Here is an 18,941-nt window from a genome sequence, read left to right on the forward strand (position 1 = left end):
TTTTGGTGCTTCTTGCCGGGCCGATGCGCCTCTCCCCACACCTGGGGGGCGGCGGGCCCCCGGGCCGGCGGCCCCGGCCCCCCCGCCGGTGTCTGCGGGGGAGAGAGCGCGAGGTCAGCCGGCCGCGCGCGCCGCCATCCGGGCCTTGCGGGCGGCGAGCTTCTCGTCGAACTTCGCCGCCTCGGAGTCCAGACCGCCGAGGAACATCCCCAGCTCCTCCTGGGCCTGACGGCCCTCGGCGCCCAGCCCGTCGATCTCCATGACCTTCAGGTGGCGGATCACCGGCAGGAGCACGTCGTCGTGGTGGATGCGCAGGTTGTAGACCTCGCCGATCGCCATCTGCGCCGCCGCCCGCTCGAAGCCGGGAATGCCGTGCCCCGGCATCCGGAAGTTCACGACGACGTCCCGCACCGCCTGCATCGTGAGGTCGGGGGCGAGCTCGAAGGCCGCCTTGAGCAGGTTGCGGTAGAAGACCATGTGAAGGTTCTCGTCGGTCGCGATGCGGGCCAGCATCCGGTCGCAGACCGGGTCACCGGACTGGTGGCCGGTGTTGCGGTGCGAGATACGGGTGGCCAGCTCCTGGAACGCGACGTAGGCGATCGAGTGCAGCATCGAGTGGCGGTTGTCCGACTCGAAGCCCTCGCTCATGTGGGACATGCGGAACTGCTCGAGCTGGTCCGGGTCCACCGCCCGCGAGGCGAGCAGGTAGTCCCGCATCACGATGCCGTGCCGGCCCTCCTCCGCGGTCCAGCGGTGCACCCAGGTGCCCCAGGCGCCCTCCCGGCCGAACAGCGTGGCGATCTCGTGGTGGTAGCTCGGGAGGTTGTCCTCGGTCAGCAGGTTCACCACCAGGGCGATCCGGCCGACCTCGGTGACCTTGGACTGCTCCTTCTCCCATGCCTCGCCGTCCTCGAAGAAGCCGGGGAAGTTACGGGCGTCGCTGAACGGCACGTACTCGTGCGGCATCCAGTCCTTGGCGACCTTCAGGTGTCGGTTGAGCTCCTTCTCGACCACTTCCTCCAGCGCGTACAACAGCCGGGCGTCGGTCCACACGGCCGGGCTGCCGAGGTGGGGAGAAGTGATCGACATGGGGTACTCCAGGGGGGACGGGGACAGACAAGAGGCGCCGGCGGAGCGGCGCCGACAACCTACGGGATCGTAGGCTACGAAGCCGTAGGTTACGAAACCGTAGGTTAAGGGCGTCGTAAAGGCCGCAGATCAGGAGGGGGTGCGCGTGTCGGTCAGGGGCCGCACGGGGGAGGGGACACCTGTCAGGCGTACAGGTCCCGGAGCCGGACCGAGAGACAGGTGACGCAGCCCTCGAGTTTCTCGAACTCCCCGATGTCCACCGGCACCGGCGCGTAGCCGAGGTCCGCGAACAGCTCCGCGGTCTTCGGCGCGCTCGCAGCCATCAGCAACCGGTCCCCGCCGAGCAGCACCACGTGTGCACCGGACTCCTCCGGCACCGGCAGGAAACGGGGGAACAGCGACGGCGCGTCCAGATTCGGGATGTGGCCGACGACCGTCCCGTCCGGCAGCGCCGTCACCGCCGACTTCAGGTGCAGCACCTTGTTCACCGGCACGGCGACGACCCGGGCGCCCAGCGGTTCGAACGTCGCCCGGAGCTGCTGGATCCCGGCCGCGTCGGTCCTCCCGCCCCGGCCCACGTACACGGTGTCGCCGACCTTGAGCACGTCCCCGCCGTCCAGGGTGCCCGGCTCCCGGATCCGGTTCACCGAACAGCCCAGCGCGGCCACGGCCTCCTCGACCCCGGTGGTCTCCGGGCGCCGGGACTCGGCACCGGACCGGGCGATCAGGGCCACGTTCCGGTACATGACGACCGTGTCCTCGACGAACACGGAGTCGGGGCAGTCGTCGGCCGGGTCCACCTCGACCGTCTCCCAGCCGTGGCCGCGCAGCACCTCGGTGTACGCCTCCCACTGCTCCACCGCGCGGTCGACGTCGACGCCCTCCCGCTCGATGTGCGTCACCAGCCCTTCGGCCAGTCGGGGACCGGGACGGCGGACGAGGGCCTTCTTGCTGGACACGAGCGTGACTCCGTATCGGACGGGGCAGGTCTGGCACCGTCACCGAGGGCGCCGGTGGGCCGGCCGGTCTCCCACGGACGGCGGCGCAGCCATCATGCAGGGAGAAGCCGGTCCGGGCCACCCCCGGGGGCGACGAGATCTACCACCGGTAACCAGAGGCGCCGTCCCGGCCCGTGCCGGTGGAGGGCCGGGCCGGTCAGCCGACGGCGTCCGGTGTGGTCTCCCTCAGTTCTCCCTCCTCCAGCAGCAGCCATCGTGTGATCCCGACCGACTCCAGGAACGGCAGGTCGTGGCTGGCCACGATCAGCGCCCCCTCGTAGGACTCCAGGGCCGTGGTGAGCCGGCGGACGCTCGCGATGTCGAGGTTGTTGGTCGGCTCGTCCAGCATCAGCAGCTGGGGCGCGGGCTCGGCCAGCAGCAGCGCGGCCAGTGCCGCCCGGAAACGCTCGCCGCCGGAGAGCGTCAGTGCCTTCCGGTCGGCACGGGCGCCCCGGAACAGGAAGCGGGCGAGCCTCGCCCGGATCCGGTTGTCGGTGGCACCCGGCGCGAAGCGGGCCACGTTCTCGGCGACGCTGAGCTCGTCGTCGAGGACATCGAGCCGTTGCGGCAGGAATCGCAGCGGGACCTGTGCCGTCGCCTCGCCGGACACCGGCGGGAGCTCGCCCGCGACGGTGCGCAGCAGCGTCGTCTTGCCCGCGCCGTTGCGTCCGACCAGCGCGACCCGCTCGGGGCCCCGCAGCTCGAAGTGGCCCTCCACCCGGGCGCCGTAAGCGAGTTCCAGACCGCTGAGGGTCAGGACGGTGCGCCCCGGTGGTACGGCGGTGTGCGGCAGGTCGACACGGATCTCGTCGTCGTCCCGTACGGCCTCCACCGCCTCGTCGAGTCGCTCCTTGGCTCCGGCGAGCTTCTCCTCGTGCATGAGGCGGTGCTTGCCCGCGGACTCCTGTGCCGCGCGCTTGCGGGCGCCCATCACGATCTTCGGTTCGCGTTTGCTGTCCCACATCTTCTGCCCGTACCGCTTGCGGCGGGCCAATTTGACCTGAGCGTCCGCCAGTTCGCGCTTCTGCTTGCGCAGATCCGACTCGGCGACCCGCACCATGCGTTCGGCCGCTTCCTGTTCGATCGTGAGTGCCTCCTCGTAGGCCGAGTAGTTGCCTCCGTACCAGGTGACCTCTCCGGAGCGCAGATCGGCGATCTGGTCGACCAGTTCCAGGAGTTCGCGGTCGTGGCTGACCACGACCATGAGGCCCGGCCAGTCCTCGACGGCCGTGTACAGACGTCTGCGTGCGTACAGGTCGAGATTGTTGGTGGGCTCGTCGAGCAGCAGTACGTCGGGCCGGCCCAGCAGCAGCGCGGCCAGTCGCAGCAGCACCGACTCGCCGCCCGAGACCTCGCCGATGGTGCGGTCCAATCCGATGTGTCCGAGGCCGAGTTCCCCGAGGGCGGCCAGGGCGCGCTCCTCCACGTCCCAGTCGTCGCCGACGGTCTCGAAGTGCGCCTCGGCCACGTCGCCCGCCTCGATGGCGTGCAGTGCGGCGCGTTGCGCGGCGATGCCGAGCGCGTCGTCGACCCTCAGCGCGGTGTCGAGCGTCACGTTCTGCGGCAGGTACCCCACCTCGCCGGCGACGCGTACGGCGCCGTCGACCGGCCGGAGTTCACCGGCGATGAGTTTCAGCAGGGTTGATTTTCCCGATCCGTTGACGCCGATGAGTCCGGTCCGGCCGGGACCGAAGGCGGCGTCGAGGCCTTCGAAGACGGGGGTGCCGTCGGGCCAGGTGAAGGAGAGGGAGGTACAGGTGATGGATGCGGGCATACGGGCCTCCGCGCGGTTGCGTGGTGTGGTCGGGTGCAAACGCGTATCGAGACACCGCGGGACGACAGGCCGGGCGGGAGGGTCCGGGCATGAAAAAAGCCCTGTTCCGCAAGGACGGCTCGTACGCCGAGGTCGCACGCGGCGTGCACACCACACAGGTGTGACGCGGTGTCTCAGGACCTCAGACGAGCAACGTCCCTCTCCGATCGACGGCAACAGAAGCGCTATGAACGGTACGAGAGGCCGGATTCGCTGTCAACGCGATTTCGGAGCGGCGGAGTGGCGGATAGGTGGATAGGCGGAGAGAGAGGGCCTGGGCGGAGGGCCGGAGGGGCCGGCCGGGCGGCTCAGCCGGCGAACGGCCCGCCGTCGCCGAAGGCCAGCTTCGCGAAGCGCTCGCCGATGCGACGGTGCGTGGCGGCGTCCGGGTGCAGCGCGTCGGGCAGCGGCAGCTCGGCGTGGTCAGCCTCGCCGTAGAGCTCGCGACCGTCCAGGTGGTACAGGTTCGGGTCGTCGGCGGCCCGCTGCTCCACCAGCCGGGCCAGCTCATCCCGTACGACGTTGAGGGTGAGCTTGCCGGCGGCCCGTTCCTCGGGGTTCCCCATGGCCGCGAACCGGAGTCGGCCCTCGCCGATGGTGCTGAAGTCGGGGGCGCTCGGGCCCGGGGTGTCCTCGTGGATGGGACACAGGATCGGCGAGACGACCAGCAGCGGCGTCGCGGGATGGCCGTCGCGGATGGTGTCGAGGAAGCCGTGCACCGCCGGCACGAAGGCACGCAGCCGCAACAGATCGGCGTTGACCAGATTGATCCCGATCTTGACGCTGATCAGGTCCGCGGGGGTGTCCCGCATCGCCCGCGCGGTGAACGGGTCGAGCAGCGCGCTGCCGCTCAGCCCCAGATTGACCAGGTCCACCCCGCCGAGGGAGGCGGCCAGCGCCGGCCAGGTGGTGGTCGGGCTCGCGGCGTCGGACCCGTGGCTGATCGAGCTGCCGTGGTGCAGCCACACCCTGCGGTCCCCACCGGCCACCGGCTCCACGGGGGCGTCGGTGCGCAGGGCGACCAGCTGGGTCATCTCGTTGTGCGGGAGCCAGATCTCGACGCGCTTGTCACGGTCCGGCAGCCCGGTGAAGCGGACGGTGCCGACGGGGCCCGGCCGCAGGTCGGCGGAGCCCGTGGCCATATTCACCAGCATGACGTTCCCGCCGGTGACCTCGGCCTGCCCGGCGGGTTCGCCGTCGACCAGCAGGTCGTAGAGGCCGTCCGGACGGGGCGGGGCGCCCACGTAGGCCATCTTGGTGCGGAGCGCGTCCAGCTCGACGGCGGTGGCCCGGGTGCGGAACACCAGCCGGACGCCGGACGGTTGCGCCTCCGCCATGTTCAGCTGACCGTCGGCACCCTGCGCGCGGGCCCGGGCGGGCAACCGGTGCGGCTGCACCCCCTGCGCGGTTCGCTCCAGTTCGAGCGCGCCGCGCAGCAGCTCCTCGGTGAGCGGGGTGGTGGTCCAGCCCGCCGCCGGGGGCGTCGGCGTGGTGCCGGGGGCGGGGTCGCGAGGGTCGTGGGGGACTGAGGCACTCATGATCGCAGGTTGTCAACGGGGTGGACGGTCCGCAAACGCTTTTCCGGGCGCAGGTGCCCACCAGGTGCCCACCGGGCGCCCGGCTCGCCCCACGCCGTGGCTCAGCAGGCGTCGCGGATCAGTTCCGCGAGGCCGTGGTCCAGGTCGAGCTGAAGGTGCTCCAGACCGACCGGCACGAGTTCGCCGGCGGCCTCGAGGAATCTGCGGATCTCGCCCGAGCGGACATGGACGACGGCGGTTCCCTCGGGCGCGTGGAACTCCAGCACCGTCCGGTCGTAGCCGTAGGGCCGCACCCGTACGTCGCCGTGGCCCTCGGGTTCCTGCAGCCCCGCGGTGAGCAGTTCGCGGGCGAAGGTCCAGCAGACCTCGACGCCCTCCAGGGTGGCGGGGGCGGGGAAGGTCATACGCACGGCGAACGGGTCGCTCCGGTCGTAGTGCAAAGTGGCGGGAATGCTCGCCATCCGCGGCGCGGCGGCGACGAGCCGGGCCTCGACGGGCTGCTCGATGACGGTGGACAACGCCTTGCTCCCTCGTGACGGCTGAACGACGGCTGAACGGCTTCCGGGCGGATAGGGCGGCCTACTCAAAGAGACGACGGAATCAGCCAATCCGTGCCCGTCGGAACAGAGTGACCTCTGTCACCGCCTTCATGCGTCCAAGTGGCCGGAGTCTCCCGGCGGGTGGTGTGCGCGGCTTGCGCGGCACCCCGCCCCGCCGCGAAAAGACCCCGGGCCCGTAGGCTCGTAGCCACCATGACGAGCGTACGCATCCCCGCGGACTGGCCCACGACCGAGGAGCAGGCCCGCGCGGTCCAGGACGGACTGCGCGGGCGGGTGGTGCTCGACGAGCCCGGCCCGCCGCCCGGAACGGGCCGTGTCACCGGGGTGGACGTGGCGTACGACGACGAGCGGGACCTCGTCGCGGCGGCGGCCGTGGTCCTGGACGCGGGCAGCCTGGAGGTCGTGGCCGAGGCCACGGCCGTCGGCCGGATCTCCTTCCCGTACGTTCCGGGGCTGCTCGCCTTCCGGGAGATCCCCACCGTCCTGGCCGCCCTCGACGCCCTGCCGTGCCCGCCGGGACTGGTCGTCTGCGACGGCTACGGACTCGCCCATCCCCGCCGCTTCGGCCTCGCCAGCCACCTCGGGGTGCTCACCGGCCTGCCGACGATCGGCGTCGCCAAGAACCCCTTCACCTTCACTTTCACGCCCCCGGCGGCCCCGCGCGGCAGCACGGCTCCGCTGCTCGCCGGGGCCGAGGAGGTCGGCCTGGCCCTGCGCACCCGGGACGCCGTCAAGCCGGTCTTCGTCTCGGTCGGCCACCGCGTGACCCTCGCCGACGCCCGCGCCCACACCCTCGCGCTGACCCCCGCGTACCGCCTCCCGGAAACCACCCGCAGAGCGGACGCCCTGTGCCGCCGGGCCCTGCGGGAGGCGGGGGGTGCGGGGGAGGCGGCGGGCGCCGACGCCTAGACGGTTCCCTGCCGCTCGTCCGGCTCGATGCGCCAGCGCCCCACCTCGCGGTACGCAGAGTCGTAGATCTCCGCTCCGTCCCCGGGCTTCATCGGGTAGTGGCGCAGGTTCCCGCCCCAGTACCGCAGGATCCGCCCCAGCTCACCCACGGGGTCCTCGGCCAATGCCTCGTCGTCCATGCTCACTTCGAGAAGAAATCGCATACCCTCGATTGTTTCATTGAACTTCCCTTTGAGACTTGGGTGAAAGGCGCGTTCGGTCCGCAAGGGGCGAGCGTCGAAAAGTCTCAACCCGGGCTCAGGACGGGAGGGTCGCGGCGACGCGGAAGCGGATGCCCGCGGACCGCAGCCGCTCGATCAGCGCATCGCCCATCGACACCGCGGTGGTGACCTGTCCCGAGGTCGGCGGGAGGTCGTCGAAGGCCAGGCAGAGCGCCGCCTCGGCGAGCATCTTCGCCGTCTCGTCGTAACCGGGGTCGCCGCCCGCGACCTCGGTGCAGACCCGCCGTCCGCCGCCCTCACCCACGAAGCGGACGGTGAACCAGCTCCTGGCGCGCTTCTCGGGCCCCGGCCCGTCACCGGGCGCCAGCCGGCCGGACAGGCGGCGCCGCAGGGGCGGCAGTTGAGCCGCGGCGACCAGCGCGGCCACGGCCGCGACCCCGCCCACCGCGAACGGCAGGTGCCGGACGGCCGCGTAGTGCCGGTAGCGGAAGTCGGGCCCGTACCGGTCGAGCGCCTTCGCCGACCGGCGCACGATCCGCGCGTCGATGGTCGGCAGGGGCAGCGCCCAGGCGCCGACCTCGGGGGCGTAGCGCGGCCCGCCCGACGGCGCCGACACCCGGCGCCCCATCAGCCGCGGCTCGTGCCGCCGCCGGTCCCGGGCCGCCGCGCGGAGCTGTCGGGGCCGGGCGAGCTGGCCCAGTGCCGAGGCGAAGGTCCCGCCCGAGAAGGTGGCGTCGGCGGTCACGAAACCGTCCACCGTCAGCGGCACCCCTTCCGGCAGTTGCAGCACGGTGAAATACGCGCCCAGGTCGTGCGGAACCGAGTCGAAGCCGCAGGCGTGCACCAGGCGTGCGCCGGTCTCCCGCGCGCGTGCGTCGTGGCGGACGTACATCAGGTCCACGAACTCCGGTTCACCGGTGAGGTCGAGGTAGTCGGTGCCGGTGTCCGCGCAGGCGGCGACGAGTTCCTCGCCGTAGGCCACGTAGGGACCCACGGTCGTGGCCACCACGCGCGCCTGCTCGGCGAGCGTGCGCAACGAGGCCGGATCGGACACGTCCGCCCTCAGCACCCCGATCTCGGGATCGCCGGAGGGCCGCTCCAGCCGCTCCCGCAGGCGCTCCAGCTTCTCGGGGGAGCGGCCCGCGATCGCCCAGCGCAGACCGGAGGGCGCGTGGGCGGCGAGGTACTCGGCGGTGAGCGTCCCGACGAAGCCGGTGGCCCCGAAGAGCACGATGTCGTACGGACGGTCGTCCGTCCTGTTCAGCCTGTTCATGACACCCCTTGTCGTGGCGCCCCTCGTGATCGTGACGCCCCTGGCTCCGCGGTCGTGCCGCTGTCGGTGGCCGAGGTTAGCGTGAGGGGTGCGGAACCCGACGACCCCGGTGGGAACACCGAGCCGAGCGGGAGCGCGGCACGGACCGCGCCGTAGAGTGGCCGGGACGCATGGCCAAGCGCTTGCTCGGCCTCTTGTGCCGGATGGAACGTGTTCTTAGCATCACTGGTGTTACATCAGTTGTGTCACAGCTGGGGGTGCGATGACGAAGGTGCCGGCGCAGGGGCCGCTCACCGGAGTGCGCGTGGTCGAGCTGGCCGGGATCGGCCCCGGCCCGTTCGCCGCCATGCTCCTCGCCGACCTGGGTGCCGACGTCGTCCGGGTGGACCGCCCCCGCACCCCGGTGCTCGCGATCGAGGCCGCGTACGACGTCACCAACCGCAACAAGCGCTCCGTGGTCGTCGACCTGAAGGCCCCCGACGGCGCCGACCGCGTCCTCGACCTGGCCGAACGCGCCGACGTCCTCCTCGAGGGCTACCGCCCCGGCGTCGCCGAGCGCCTCGGCGTCGGCCCCGGGGACTGCCACGACCGCAACCCGCGCCTCGTCTACGGCCGCATGACCGGCTGGGGCCAGCAGGGCCCGCTCGCCGACCGCGCGGGGCACGACATCGCGTACATCGCCCGCACCGGCGCCCTCGGCATGATCGGCAGCCCGGACCGGCCGCCGGCCGTCCCGGCCAACCTGCTCGGCGACTACGCGGGCGGCTCCCTCTACCTCGTCGTCGGCGTCCTCGCCGCGCTGCACCACGTGCGCGCGGGCGGCACCGGGCAGGTCGTCGACGCCGCCATCGTGGACGGCACCGCCCACCTGTCCGCGATGATCCACGGCATGCTCGCCGCCGGCGGCTGGCAGGACCGGCGCGGAGACAACCTCCTCGACGGCGGCTGCCCGTACTACGGCACCTACGGGACGGCCGACGGCGGGTACGTGGCGGTCGGCGCGCTGGAGCCGCAGTTCTACGCCGAGTTCCTGCGGCTCCTCGGCATCGAGGACCAGGCGGACGCCCACACGGACGTCACCCGGTGGCCCGCGCTCCGCGAGCGCGTCGCCGCCCGCTTCAAGGCCCGTACCCGCGACGAGTGGACCGCCGTCTTCGACGGCTCCGACGCGTGCGTGGCCCCCGTCCTGTCGCTGCGCGAGGCCCCGCACGACCCGCACCTCGCCGCCCGCGGCACCTTCACCGACCACGACGGCCTCACCCAGCCCGCACCGGCCCCGCGGTTCTCCGCCACCCCCACCACCGTGCGCACCGGACCCGCCCGGCCGGGCGCCGACACCGACGACGTGGCCCGCGACTGGGACGTCCCCCGACTGCTGTCCGCGCCCCGAGACCCTCAGCGATCCGCGCCCCGAGACCCTCAGCGAAAGGCCACCCCGTGAGCACCGAAGCGTACGTGTACGACGCGATCCGCACCCCGCGTGGGCGCGGCAAGGCGAACGGCGCCCTGCACGGCACCAAGCCCGTCGACCTGGTCGTCGGCCTCATCCACGAGGTCCGCGACCGCTTTCCGGACCTCGACCCGGCCGCCGTCGACGACATCGTGCTCGGTGTCGTGGGCCCCGTCGGCGACCAGGGCTCCGACATCGCCCGGATCGCCGCCATCGCCGCCGGACTGCCAGACACCGTCGCCGGCGTCCAGGAGAACCGCTTCTGCGCCTCCGGTCTGGAGGCCGTCAACCTGGCCGCGGCCAAGGTCCGTTCCGGCTGGGAGGACCTCGTGCTGGCCGGCGGCGTGGAGTCGATGTCCCGGGTGCCCATGGCCTCCGACGGCGGCGCCTGGTTCAACGACCCGATGACCAACCTCGCCACGAACTTCGTCCCCCAGGGCATCGGCGCCGATCTGATCGCCACCATCGAGGGCTTCTCGCGCCGGGACGTCGACGAGTACGCGGCCCTGTCGCAGGAGCGGGCGGCCACCGCGTGGAAGGAGAACCGCTTCGCGCGGTCCGTCGTCCCCGTGAAGGACCGCAGCGGACTCGTCGTCCTGGACCACGACGAGCATCTGCGCCCCGGCACCACCGCCGACTCCCTCGCGGGGCTCAAGCCGTCCTTCGCGGACATCGGCGACCTGGGCGGCTTCGACGCGGTGGCGCTGCAGAAGTACCACTGGGTGGAGAAGATCGACCACGTCCACCACGCGGGCAACTCCTCCGGCATCGTGGACGGCGCCTCCCTCGTCGCCATCGGCTCCAAGGAGGTCGGTGAGCGTTACGGGCTCACCCCGCGCGCGCGGATCGTCTCCGCCGCCGTGTCCGGCTCCGAGCCCACCATCATGCTCACCGGCCCCGCCCCCGCCACCCGCAAGGCGCTCGCCAAGGCCGGGCTGACCATCGACGACATCGACCTCGTCGAGATCAACGAGGCGTTCGCGGCGGTCGTGCTCCGCTTCGTGAAGGACATGGGCCTGTCGCTGGACAAGGTCAACGTGAACGGCGGCGCCATCGCGCTCGGTCACCCGCTCGGCGCAACCGGCGCGATGATCCTCGGCACCCTCGTCGACGAACTCGAACGCCAGGACAAGCGCTACGGCCTCGCCACCCTGTGCGTGGGCGGCGGCATGGGCATCGCCACCGTCGTCGAGCGCATCTGAACCCCGGCGACCCACACGCGACTTCTACGGAGACCCCTCATGACCGAGAGCACCACCATCCGCTGGGAACAGGACGACACCGGCGTCGTCACCCTCGTCCTCGACGACCCCGACCAGTCCGCGAACACCATGAACCAGGCGTTCCGCGACTCGCTCGCCGTGATCACCGAACGCCTGGAGGCGGAACTCCGGGCCGACCCGGACTCCATCCGCGGCATCATCCTCACCTCCGCCAAGAAGACCTTCTTCGCGGGCGGCGACCTGCGCGACCTGATCCGGATCACCCCCGACACGGCGCAGGACCTGTTCGACGGAGGCCTGGCGGTCAAGCGGCAGCTGCGCCGCATCGAGACGCTCGGCAAGCCGGTCGTCGCGGCGATCAACGGCGCCGCCCTGGGCGGCGGTTACGAACTCGCCCTGGCCTGTCACCACCGCGTCGCCCTCGACGCCCCCGGCTCCAGGATCGGCCTGCCCGAGGTCACCCTCGGCCTGCTCCCCGGGGGCGGCGGCGTCGTCCGCACCGTCCGCCTGCTCGGCATCGCCGACGCCCTGCTGAAGGTGCTGCTCCAGGGCACCCGGTACAGCCCGCGACGCGCCCTGGAGAACGGTCTCGTCGACGAGGTGGCCGACACCCGCGAGGAGCTGCTGGCCAAGGCCCGCGCCTTCATCGACGCCCACCCCGAGTCCGCCCAGCCCTGGGACCGGCCCGGCCACCGCATCCCCGGCGGCACCCCGTCCCACCCCAAGTTCGCCGCCAACCTGCCCGCCTTCCCGGCCAACCTGCGCAAGCAGACGAACGGCGCCCCCTACCCGGCGCCGCGGAGCATCCTCGCCGCCGCCGTCGAGGGCGCCCAGGTCGACTTCGAGACCGCCCAGGTCATCGAGGCCCGCTACTTCGTCGAGCTGGCCGCCGGACAGACGTCGAAGAACATGATCCAGGCGTTCTTCTTCGACCTCCAGGCCGTCAACGCCGGCGCCAACCGCCCCCGGGGCATCGAGCCCCGCCAGGTCCGCAAGGTCGCCGTGCTCGGCGCCGGGATGATGGGAGCCGGCATCGCCTACTCGTGCGCCCGCGCGGGGATCGACGTCGTCCTGAAGGACGTCTCCCTGGAGGCGGCCGTCAAGGGCAAGGGCTACTCCGAGAAGCTGTGCGCCAAGGCCGTCGCCAAGGGCCGGACGACCCAGGAGGAGGCCGATGCGCTGCTGGCCCGGATCACGCCCACCGCCGAGGTGCAGGACCTGGCCGGCTGCGACGCGGTCATCGAGGCCGTCTTCGAGGACACCGCCCTCAAGCACAAGGTGTTCCAGGAGATCCAGAACGTCGTCGCCCCCGACGCGCTCCTGTGCTCCAACACCTCCACCCTGCCCATCACCGCCCTCGCCGAAGGCGTCGAACGCCAGGGCGACTTCATCGGGCTGCACTTCTTCTCGCCCGTCGACAAGATGCCGCTCGTCGAGATCATCAAGGGCGAGCGGACAGGGGACGAGGCGCTCGCCCGCGCCTTCGACCTGGTCCGGCAGATCAAGAAGACGCCGATCGTCGTCAACGACTCGCGCGGCTTCTTCACCTCACGCGTCATCGGCCAGTTCATCAACGAGGGTGTCGCCATGGTCGGTGAGGGCATCGAGCCCGCCTCCGTCGAACAGGCGGCCGCCCAGGCGGGCTACCCCGCCAAGGTGCTGTCCCTGGTGGACGAGCTGACCCTCACCCTGCCGCGCAAGATCCGGACCGAGTCCAGGCGGGCCGTCGAGGAGGCCGGCGGTACCTGGACCGAGCACCCCGCCGACGCCGTCATCGACCGCATGGTCGACGAGTACGACCGCCCCGGCCGCGCCGCCGGCGCCGGCTTCTACACGTACAAGGAGGACGGCGGGCGCGACGCCCTGTGGCCCGGCCTGCGGGAGCACTTCACCAAGCCCGGCCACGAGATCCCGTTCCGGGACATGCAGGAGCGGATGCTGTTCTCCGAGGCGCTGGACACGGTCCGGCTGCTGGAGGAGGGCGTGCTGACCTCGGTCGCCGACGCCAACATCGGCTCCATCCTCGGCATCGGCTTCCCCGGTTGGACCGGCGGCGTCCTGCAGTACATCAACGGCTACGAGGGCGGCCTGCCCGGATTCGTGGCACGCGCGCGTGAACTCGCCGAGCGTTACGGCGAGCGCTTCGCGCCGCCGGCGCTGCTGGTGGCCAAGGCGGAGAAGGGGGAGCGGTTCACGGACGCCGGCTGAGGCGCCGGGAGAGCCCGGGCGGGGGGCGGGAACGCGGGCCCGTCCCCCGCCCGCCCCCGCTGTCCGTCCCCCGCCCGTCCCTGCCTCCCCGTTCATTCCCCGCCGTCGAGCCACTCCCGCAGCTCCTCGCGCAGCGACCGCTGAAACGTCGTCAGCAGCGCCTGCACCACGAGCGGATGCATATGGGCGGACAGCGATTTCACCTCCCGCGTGTCCCGCTCCGCCACCGCGTCCCGCAACAGACGCGACAGGTCCTGTGCGGCCGCGCGCGCATGCTCGGTGAGCGCCGCGCGGGCGGCGAGGATCGTCTCGTGTGCCAGCGGTACGTCCAGCAGCTCGACGCCGAGCCGCAGCAGACCCGCGTCGACCCGGAAGTCCTCGCCGTCCCGCTCGACGACGTTCAGCGCGGCCAGCCGCCGCAGATCCTCCTCGTCCAGCGCCCGCCCCGCGCGCCGCTCCAACTCCTCGCGCGCCACCCTCTCCACCGTGCCGGGCGCCCAGGAGGCCACCACCGCACGCTGGATCGCCAGGTCCCGCGCGCTCAGATCCGGCGGCAACTGCCCCAGATACCGTTCGATGGCCGCCAGCGTCATGCCCTGCCGCTGCAACTCCTCGATCAGCGCCAGCCGGGCCAGGTGCTCCTGTCCGTAGTGACCGACGCGACGCGGCCCGATCACCGGGGGCGGCAGCAGCCCTCTGCTGCCGTAGAACCGGACCGTCCGCACCGTGATCCCGGCCTTCGCCGCCAGCTCGTCGATCGTGAGGGCCGGCCCCTCGATGTCGGTCGTCATGTACAGCAGTATCACTGTCCCACCAGCGGTGCGGCACCTCAGCCACTCCGACCGCCGGTCACCACCCGGCCGTCGATCGACAGGACGACGACTGCCGGGAGGTGAGTTTCAGGCCATACGTGGTAGGGGCTTGTCCGGGGGGAGTGGAGCTCCCCCATCGGCTCGACGAAAGGTGCCGCCCGTGACGCAGGATCAACCCGGCGACAAGGACCGTACGGCAGGCCCGGGGTCGGCTTCGGGAACGGAACCCACCGGACGTGAGCGCCCTCGCACCGACCGGGTGGTGTTCGGTGTCACGGCCGTGCTCACCGTCGCGTTCGTCGTATGGGGCGCCACAGCGACCGAATCGCTCGAGGACGTCTCGAGCAGCGCGCTCACCGGTCTGATGCACAACGGCGGCTGGGCGTTCATGCTGGCCGCCTCCGGCTTCGTCGTCTTCGCCCTCTGGCTCGCGATCAGCCGCTACGGAAAGATCCATCTCGGCACCGAGGGCGAGAAACCCGAGTTCCGCACGGTCTCGTGGGTCGCGATGATGTTCAGCGCGGGCATGGGCATCGGCCTGATGTTCTACGGCGTCAGTGAGCCCTTGGCGCACTACATCACCGCACCGCCGGGCACCCACCCGGCCGACCCGGGCGAGCGCATGGAACTGGCCATGGCGACCACGCTCTTCCACTGGACGCTCCACCCGTGGGGCATCTACGCCGTGGTCGGCCTGGGCATCGCCTACAGCACCTTCCGCAGGCGGCGCCGGCAGACCATGAGCGCGGTCTTCACCCCGCTCATCGGGGCGAAGCACGCCAACGGCGCCCCCGGCCGCGTCATCGACATCCTCGCGATCGTGGCGACCGTCTTCGGCTCGGCGGCCTCCCTCGGCCTCGGCGCGCTGCAGATCGGCTCCGGCATGCGGGAACTGAACTGGTTGGACAAGGTCGGCACGGGGCTGCTGGTCGGCATCATCGCGGTGCTCACGGTCGCGTTCATCGCCTCCGCCGTGTCGGGCGTGGAGAGGGGCATCCAGTGGCTGTCCAACACCAACATGGTGCTGGCGCTGGTGCTCGCCCTGTTCGTGTTCGTGGCCGGCCCGACGATCCTCGTCCTCGACCTGGTGCCCACCTCCATCTTCGGCTACCTGGGCGACCTGCCCCAGCTGGCCGGCCGTACGGAGATCAGCGCCGGCCAGGGAGTGGCGAAGTGGCTGGGCAGCTGGACGGTCTTCTACTGGGCGTGGTGGATCTCCTGGACGCCGTTCGTCGGCATGTTCATCGCCCGCATCAGCCGGGGCCGTACGATCCGTCAGTTCATCGGCGGAGTCATCCTCGTGCCCAGCACGGTCAGCCTGATCTGGTTCGCGATCTTCGGCGGTACCGCGATGCGGCTCCAGGGGCAGGGCCGGCTCGGTGCGGAGGCGACCCCCGAGGGCCAGCTGTTCGCGGTGCTCCAGGAGTACCCCATCGCCACGGCCTCGAGCCTGCTGGTGATGATCCTCGTCGGCATCTTCTTCGTCTCGGGCGCGGACGCCGCCTCGGTCGTCATGGGCACCCTCTCGCAGAAGGGGGCGCTCGAACCGGGCCGCCTGGTGGTGGTGTTCTGGGGCGTGGTCACCGGCGCCGTCGCCGCGATCATGCTGCTGGTGGGCAGCGGCCAGGGCGACGCGCTGACCGGCCTGCAGAACCTCACGATCCTCGCGGCGGCCCCGTTCGTCATCGTGATGATCGTGATGTGCGTGGCGCTCATGCGCGATCTGCGCCGCGATCCGCTCATCGTGCGGGGCGAGATGGCCTCCGAGGCGGTCGACATGGCCGTCATCGCGGGGCACACGAAGTACGACGGCGATTTCGAACTCCGTATCGGCCCCGGCCCCGGGCCGGACGTGGAGGGAGACCCGATCGGCAAACAGTGACCGCCGACGCCGCTTCGGCCGCCCTCGGCGGCGAACGGGCCGGCCCGTGCAGTGCGGAGTCAACGGAATATGTCATGCCGTGCTCGTGTCCGTCCGACTGCGGTAATACTCACGACATGCCTGCCGAGTACGCGACCTTCGGCCTGACACCGGCGATCCGTGCCGGTGGACTCCTCTCCGGCGGTGACTACCAGGTCCACCGGGACTTCGTCGACTTCGTCGTCGACGGACGCCCGCTGCTGTTCCGCCTCTGTGACCTCGACGCCGTCTCCCCGCTCGCCTCCGACGTGCCGCCCGCCATCTTCACCGCCCAGGTCCGCAGCCTGCTGCTGGAGACCGAGGCCCCGCTGCCGTCCGGCCGGTACATCGTCTACGGCTGCCCCGACTGCGAGGACCTCGCCTGCGGCGCGGTGACCGCCGCCATCGAACGGGACGGCGAGGACTACATCTGGCGGGACTTCGCCTGGCAGACCGACGAGCACGCCGACCTGGAACGCAACGGCTACCACGGCCTGGGCCCGTTCCGCTTCCGCGGCACCGATTACCGCACGGCCCTCGCCGCCCTGCTGGACGGCGCCGACGGCACCCGCCGCCGTGTCCTGCTGATCGGGGCCCGCGTCGCCCTGCTCGCCAGACTCGCCGCGGCCCTGCGCACCATCGGGATCGGCGCCGACATCGCCCAGGACGCCGACGGTGTCCCCGCCGACGAACTGCGCGGCTACAGCGCCGTGGTCTTCGGCCGGTCGGCCGGCGCCGCCGAACGGGAGGCCGTACGCGGCGCGTTCGCCGCCGCCGGCGTCGACGTGCCCTGCGTCGACGGTCTCGCCCCGGTCGTCCCCCTCCTCGTCGCCCAGACCGAACACGCCCTGGACCGCAGCCCGCCCGAGCAGCGCCGCCTCACCGCTCTGAGCGTCCCGGTCTCCGCGGCCGGTGCCGCGGCGGAGGTCGAGGTCACCTCGTCCTGCCGGGTACGGCTCACCGCGTACCGCGTCGACCGCCTCTCCCGCACCCACACCCACGAACTCTTCGACGGCGTCCTGGAACCGGGACTCCACCGCATCCCCCTGGACGCGAAGGCGGTGAAGGGGGAGGCCTACCTGGTGGCCCGCACCGCCGGGGCGGTACGGACGACGTCCGTGCGGCGGTGAGGACCGGGGGCGGGGAAAGCCGGGGGGAGCGGCACGACGTTCGTGCGGCGGTCGGAACCGGCGCGTCGGCGGATGAGCCCGAAGGCTAGGATCGGCGGTCTGATGACTGCCACCCTCGTCGCCAAGAACCTCTCCGCCGGCCATGGCGACCGCTCCCTGTTCAGCGGCCTCGACCTCGTCGTCGCCCCCGGCGACGTGATCGGCCTGGTCGGTGCCAACGGCGCCGGAAAGTCCACACTGCTGCGCCTGCTCGCCGGCCTCACCGCGCCGGAGCAGGGCGAGCTGCGCCTCTCCCCGCCCACGGCGACCGTCGGGCACCTCCCGCAGGAGCCGGAGCGCCGGCCCGGCGAGACCGTCCGGGAGTTCCTGTCCCGGCGTACCGGTGTCGCCGAGGCCCAGCGGACCATGGACGAGACGACCCAGGCCCTGGTCGACGGGGCGCCCGGCGCCGACGACGCGTACGCCGACGCCCTGGAGCGGTGGCTGGCCCTGGGCGGCGCCGACCTGGACGAGCGCGCCGAGGAGGTCACCGCCTCCCTCGGCCTGACCGTCGGCCCGGACCACCTCATGACCGCCCTGTCCGGTGGCCAGGCGGCCCGGGCAGGCCTCGCCTCCCTCCTCCTGTCCCGCTACGACGTCTTCCTGCTCGACGAACCCACCAACGACCTCGACCTGGACGGTCTGGAGCGCCTCGAACGCTTCGTGAGCGGGCTGCGCGCCGGGACGGTCGTGGTCAGCCACGACCGCGAGTTCCTCACCCGCACCGTCACCAAGGTCCTCGAACTCGACCTCGCCCAGCGACGGATCAACCTCTACGGCGGCGGCTACACGGCCTACCTGGAGGAACGGGAGGTGGCCCGCCGGCACGCCCGCGACGAGTACGAGGAGTACGCCGACAAGAGGTCCGCGCTCCAGGAACGCGCCCAGATGCAGCGTTCCTGGATGGACAAGGGCGTGAAGAACGCGCGCCGCAAGGCGGGCGGCGACAACGACAAGATCGGTCGCAAGTTCCGCAGCGAGGCGAGCGAGAAGCAGGCCGCCAAGGCCCGCCAGACCCAGCGCATGATCGAGCGCCTGGAGGTGGTCGAGGAGCCGCGCAAGGAGTGGGAGCTGCGTATGGAGATCGCGGCGGCCCCACGCTCCGGCGCGGTGGTGGCGACGCTGCGGGACGCCGAGGTGCGACGCGGCGACTTCGTGCTCGGGCCGGTCTCGCTGCAGATCGACTGGGCGGACCGGGTGGCCGTCACGGGCGCCAACGGCGCCGGCAAGTCCACCCTGCTGGCCGCCCTGCTGGGCCGTGTCCCACTCGACGCCGGGCACGCCGCCCTCGGCTCGGGCGTCCTGCTCGGCGAGGTCGACCAGGCCCGGGCCCTGTTCCACGGCACCGACACCCTGCTCGACGCCTTTCGTGCCGGGGTACCGGACACCGAACCGGCCGAGATCCGCACCCTGCTGGCCAAGTTCGGGCTCAAGGCGGACCAGGTGATGCGGCCGGCCGTCACCCTCTCCCCGGGCGAACGCACCCGAGCCGCCCTCGCCCTCCTCCAGGGCCGGGGCGTCAACCTCCTCGTCCTCGACGAGCCGACCAACCACCTCGACCTGCCCGCCATCGAGCAGCTGGAGTCGGCCCTGGACTCCTACGAGGGCACCCTCCTGCTCGTCACCCACGACCGGCGCATGCTCGACGCGGTGCACGTCACCCGCCGCCTGGAAGTGGCCGACGGCAAGGTGACGGAGTACTGACACCGAGCGCCGACGCGGTGCCGGGCGCAGGACCCGGCCGGACCGGGACGGCGCACGTCTGACGTGCGGGCCGT

The 18,941-nt window shown here is 72.0% G+C and carries 15 protein-coding genes; 7 read left to right on the forward strand and 8 right to left on the reverse strand.

The annotated features are described in order from the left end of the window. Window positions 1-114 precede the first annotated feature (114 nt). From AB0I73_RS22330 to AB0I73_RS22350, 5 genes are all read right to left on the reverse strand, one after another. Complete coding sequence (locus AB0I73_RS22330; protein WP_363039927.1) at window positions 115-1,089, reverse strand: acyl-ACP desaturase; 975 nt, start codon at window positions 1,087-1,089, stop codon at window positions 115-117. Between the two features lie 182 nt (window positions 1,090-1,271). After that, window positions 1,272-2,048 (reverse strand): dimethylargininase, encoded by a 777-nt coding sequence (gene ddaH / locus AB0I73_RS22335; protein ID WP_363039929.1) that lies wholly within the window; start codon window positions 2,046-2,048, stop codon window positions 1,272-1,274. A 196-nt stretch (window positions 2,049-2,244) separates the two neighbouring features. Next, on the reverse strand, window positions 2,245-3,861 hold the full coding sequence (locus tag AB0I73_RS22340; protein WP_363039931.1) for an ABC-F family ATP-binding cassette domain-containing protein: 1,617 nt from the start codon (window positions 3,859-3,861) through the stop codon (window positions 2,245-2,247). Between the two features lie 347 nt (window positions 3,862-4,208). Beyond that, a complete protein-coding gene (locus AB0I73_RS22345; RefSeq protein ID WP_363039933.1) occupies window positions 4,209-5,438 on the reverse strand; it encodes an SGNH/GDSL hydrolase family protein in 1,230 nt (409 codons plus the stop codon). 101 nt (window positions 5,439-5,539) lie between these two features. Further along, a complete protein-coding gene (locus AB0I73_RS22350; RefSeq protein WP_363039935.1) occupies window positions 5,540-5,956 on the reverse strand; it encodes an SsgA family sporulation/cell division regulator in 417 nt (138 codons plus the stop codon). Window positions 5,957-6,190: 234 nt separating this feature from the next. Between AB0I73_RS22350 and AB0I73_RS22355 the strand changes: the two genes are divergently transcribed. Beyond that, window positions 6,191-6,907 (forward strand): endonuclease V, encoded by a 717-nt coding sequence (locus AB0I73_RS22355; protein WP_363039937.1) that lies wholly within the window; start codon window positions 6,191-6,193, stop codon window positions 6,905-6,907. On the opposite strand, the gene AB0I73_RS22360 is transcribed toward AB0I73_RS22355, so the two are convergent. Together AB0I73_RS22360 and AB0I73_RS22365 are read right to left on the reverse strand one after the other, a co-directional pair. After that, window positions 6,904-7,110 (reverse strand): hypothetical protein, encoded by a 207-nt coding sequence (locus tag AB0I73_RS22360; RefSeq protein WP_363039939.1) that lies wholly within the window; start codon window positions 7,108-7,110, stop codon window positions 6,904-6,906. The two genes, AB0I73_RS22355 and AB0I73_RS22360, sit on opposite strands and share 4 nt — an antisense overlap. Before the next feature lie 94 nt (window positions 7,111-7,204). Next, the gene (locus AB0I73_RS22365) at window positions 7,205-8,401 is read right to left on the reverse strand and encodes a saccharopine dehydrogenase NADP-binding domain-containing protein (RefSeq protein WP_363039941.1); all 1,197 of its coding nucleotides are present in this window, start codon (window positions 8,399-8,401) and stop codon (window positions 7,205-7,207) included. A gap of 262 nt (window positions 8,402-8,663) precedes the next feature. Here AB0I73_RS22365 and AB0I73_RS22370 point away from each other — a divergent pair, with 262 nt between their 5' ends. From AB0I73_RS22370 to AB0I73_RS22380, 3 genes are read left to right on the forward strand one after another with little or no spacing between them, the layout of a single operon-like run. After that, window positions 8,664-9,842, forward strand: coding sequence for a CaiB/BaiF CoA-transferase family protein (locus AB0I73_RS22370; protein WP_363039943.1), 1,179 nt, complete (start codon window positions 8,664-8,666; stop codon window positions 9,840-9,842). Further along, window positions 9,839-11,053 (forward strand): acetyl-CoA C-acetyltransferase, encoded by a 1,215-nt coding sequence (locus AB0I73_RS22375; protein WP_109380211.1) that lies wholly within the window; start codon window positions 9,839-9,841, stop codon window positions 11,051-11,053. The genes AB0I73_RS22370 and AB0I73_RS22375 overlap by 4 nt, the downstream gene beginning before the upstream one ends. A 39-nt stretch (window positions 11,054-11,092) precedes the next feature. Then, window positions 11,093-13,282: a 3-hydroxyacyl-CoA dehydrogenase NAD-binding domain-containing protein gene (locus AB0I73_RS22380; protein ID WP_363039946.1), complete on the forward strand. Its 2,190-nt coding sequence runs from the start codon at window positions 11,093-11,095 to the stop codon at window positions 13,280-13,282. Window positions 13,283-13,374: 92 nt separating this feature from the next. Here AB0I73_RS22380 and AB0I73_RS22385 read toward each other — a convergent pair whose 3' ends face one another. Then, entirely contained in the window at window positions 13,375-14,073 is a 699-nt protein-coding gene (locus AB0I73_RS22385) for a MerR family transcriptional regulator (protein ID WP_363039948.1), read from the reverse strand. A 181-nt stretch (window positions 14,074-14,254) separates the two neighbouring features. Between AB0I73_RS22385 and AB0I73_RS22390 the strand changes: the two genes are divergently transcribed. From AB0I73_RS22390 to AB0I73_RS22400, 3 genes are all read left to right on the forward strand, one after another. After that, window positions 14,255-15,976, forward strand: coding sequence for a BCCT family transporter (locus AB0I73_RS22390; protein ID WP_363039950.1), 1,722 nt, complete (start codon window positions 14,255-14,257; stop codon window positions 15,974-15,976). Window positions 15,977-16,092: 116 nt separating this feature from the next. Further along, on the forward strand, window positions 16,093-17,124 hold the full coding sequence (locus AB0I73_RS22395) for an oxidoreductase (protein WP_363039952.1): 1,032 nt from the start codon (window positions 16,093-16,095) through the stop codon (window positions 17,122-17,124). 102 nt (window positions 17,125-17,226) lie between these two features. Beyond that, a complete protein-coding gene (locus tag AB0I73_RS22400; protein ID WP_363039954.1) occupies window positions 17,227-18,867 on the forward strand; it encodes an ABC-F family ATP-binding cassette domain-containing protein in 1,641 nt (546 codons plus the stop codon). Window positions 18,868-18,941 lie beyond the last annotated feature (74 nt).

The organism is Streptomyces sp. NPDC050388 (genome assembly GCF_040655635.1).
In the GTDB taxonomy this organism is placed as follows: domain Bacteria; phylum Actinomycetota; class Actinomycetes; order Streptomycetales; family Streptomycetaceae; genus Streptomyces.

Excerpts from the sequence above, each read along its gene's own strand:
- AB0I73_RS22365 (WP_363039941.1), bottom strand. The coding sequence starts at position 8,401 with ATGAACAGGCTGAACAGGACGGACGACCGTCCGTACGACATCGTGCTC.
- AB0I73_RS22400 (WP_363039954.1), top strand. The coding sequence starts at position 17,227 with ATGACTGCCACCCTCGTCGCCAAGAACCTCTCCGCCGGCCATGGCGAC.
- AB0I73_RS22385 (WP_363039948.1), bottom strand. The coding sequence starts at position 14,073 with ATGACGACCGACATCGAGGGGCCGGCCCTCACGATCGACGAGCTGGCG.
- AB0I73_RS22395 (WP_363039952.1), top strand. The coding sequence starts at position 16,093 with ATGCCTGCCGAGTACGCGACCTTCGGCCTGACACCGGCGATCCGTGCC.
- AB0I73_RS22380 (WP_363039946.1), top strand. The coding sequence starts at position 11,093 with ATGACCGAGAGCACCACCATCCGCTGGGAACAGGACGACACCGGCGTC.
- AB0I73_RS22370 (WP_363039943.1), top strand. The coding sequence starts at position 8,664 with ATGACGAAGGTGCCGGCGCAGGGGCCGCTCACCGGAGTGCGCGTGGTC.
- AB0I73_RS22330 (WP_363039927.1), bottom strand. The coding sequence starts at position 1,089 with ATGTCGATCACTTCTCCCCACCTCGGCAGCCCGGCCGTGTGGACCGAC.
- AB0I73_RS22355 (WP_363039937.1), top strand. The coding sequence starts at position 6,191 with ATGACGAGCGTACGCATCCCCGCGGACTGGCCCACGACCGAGGAGCAG.
- AB0I73_RS22345 (WP_363039933.1), bottom strand. The coding sequence starts at position 5,438 with ATGAGTGCCTCAGTCCCCCACGACCCTCGCGACCCCGCCCCCGGCACC.
- AB0I73_RS22360 (WP_363039939.1), bottom strand. The coding sequence starts at position 7,110 with ATGCGATTTCTTCTCGAAGTGAGCATGGACGACGAGGCATTGGCCGAG.
- AB0I73_RS22340 (WP_363039931.1), bottom strand. The coding sequence starts at position 3,861 with ATGCCCGCATCCATCACCTGTACCTCCCTCTCCTTCACCTGGCCCGAC.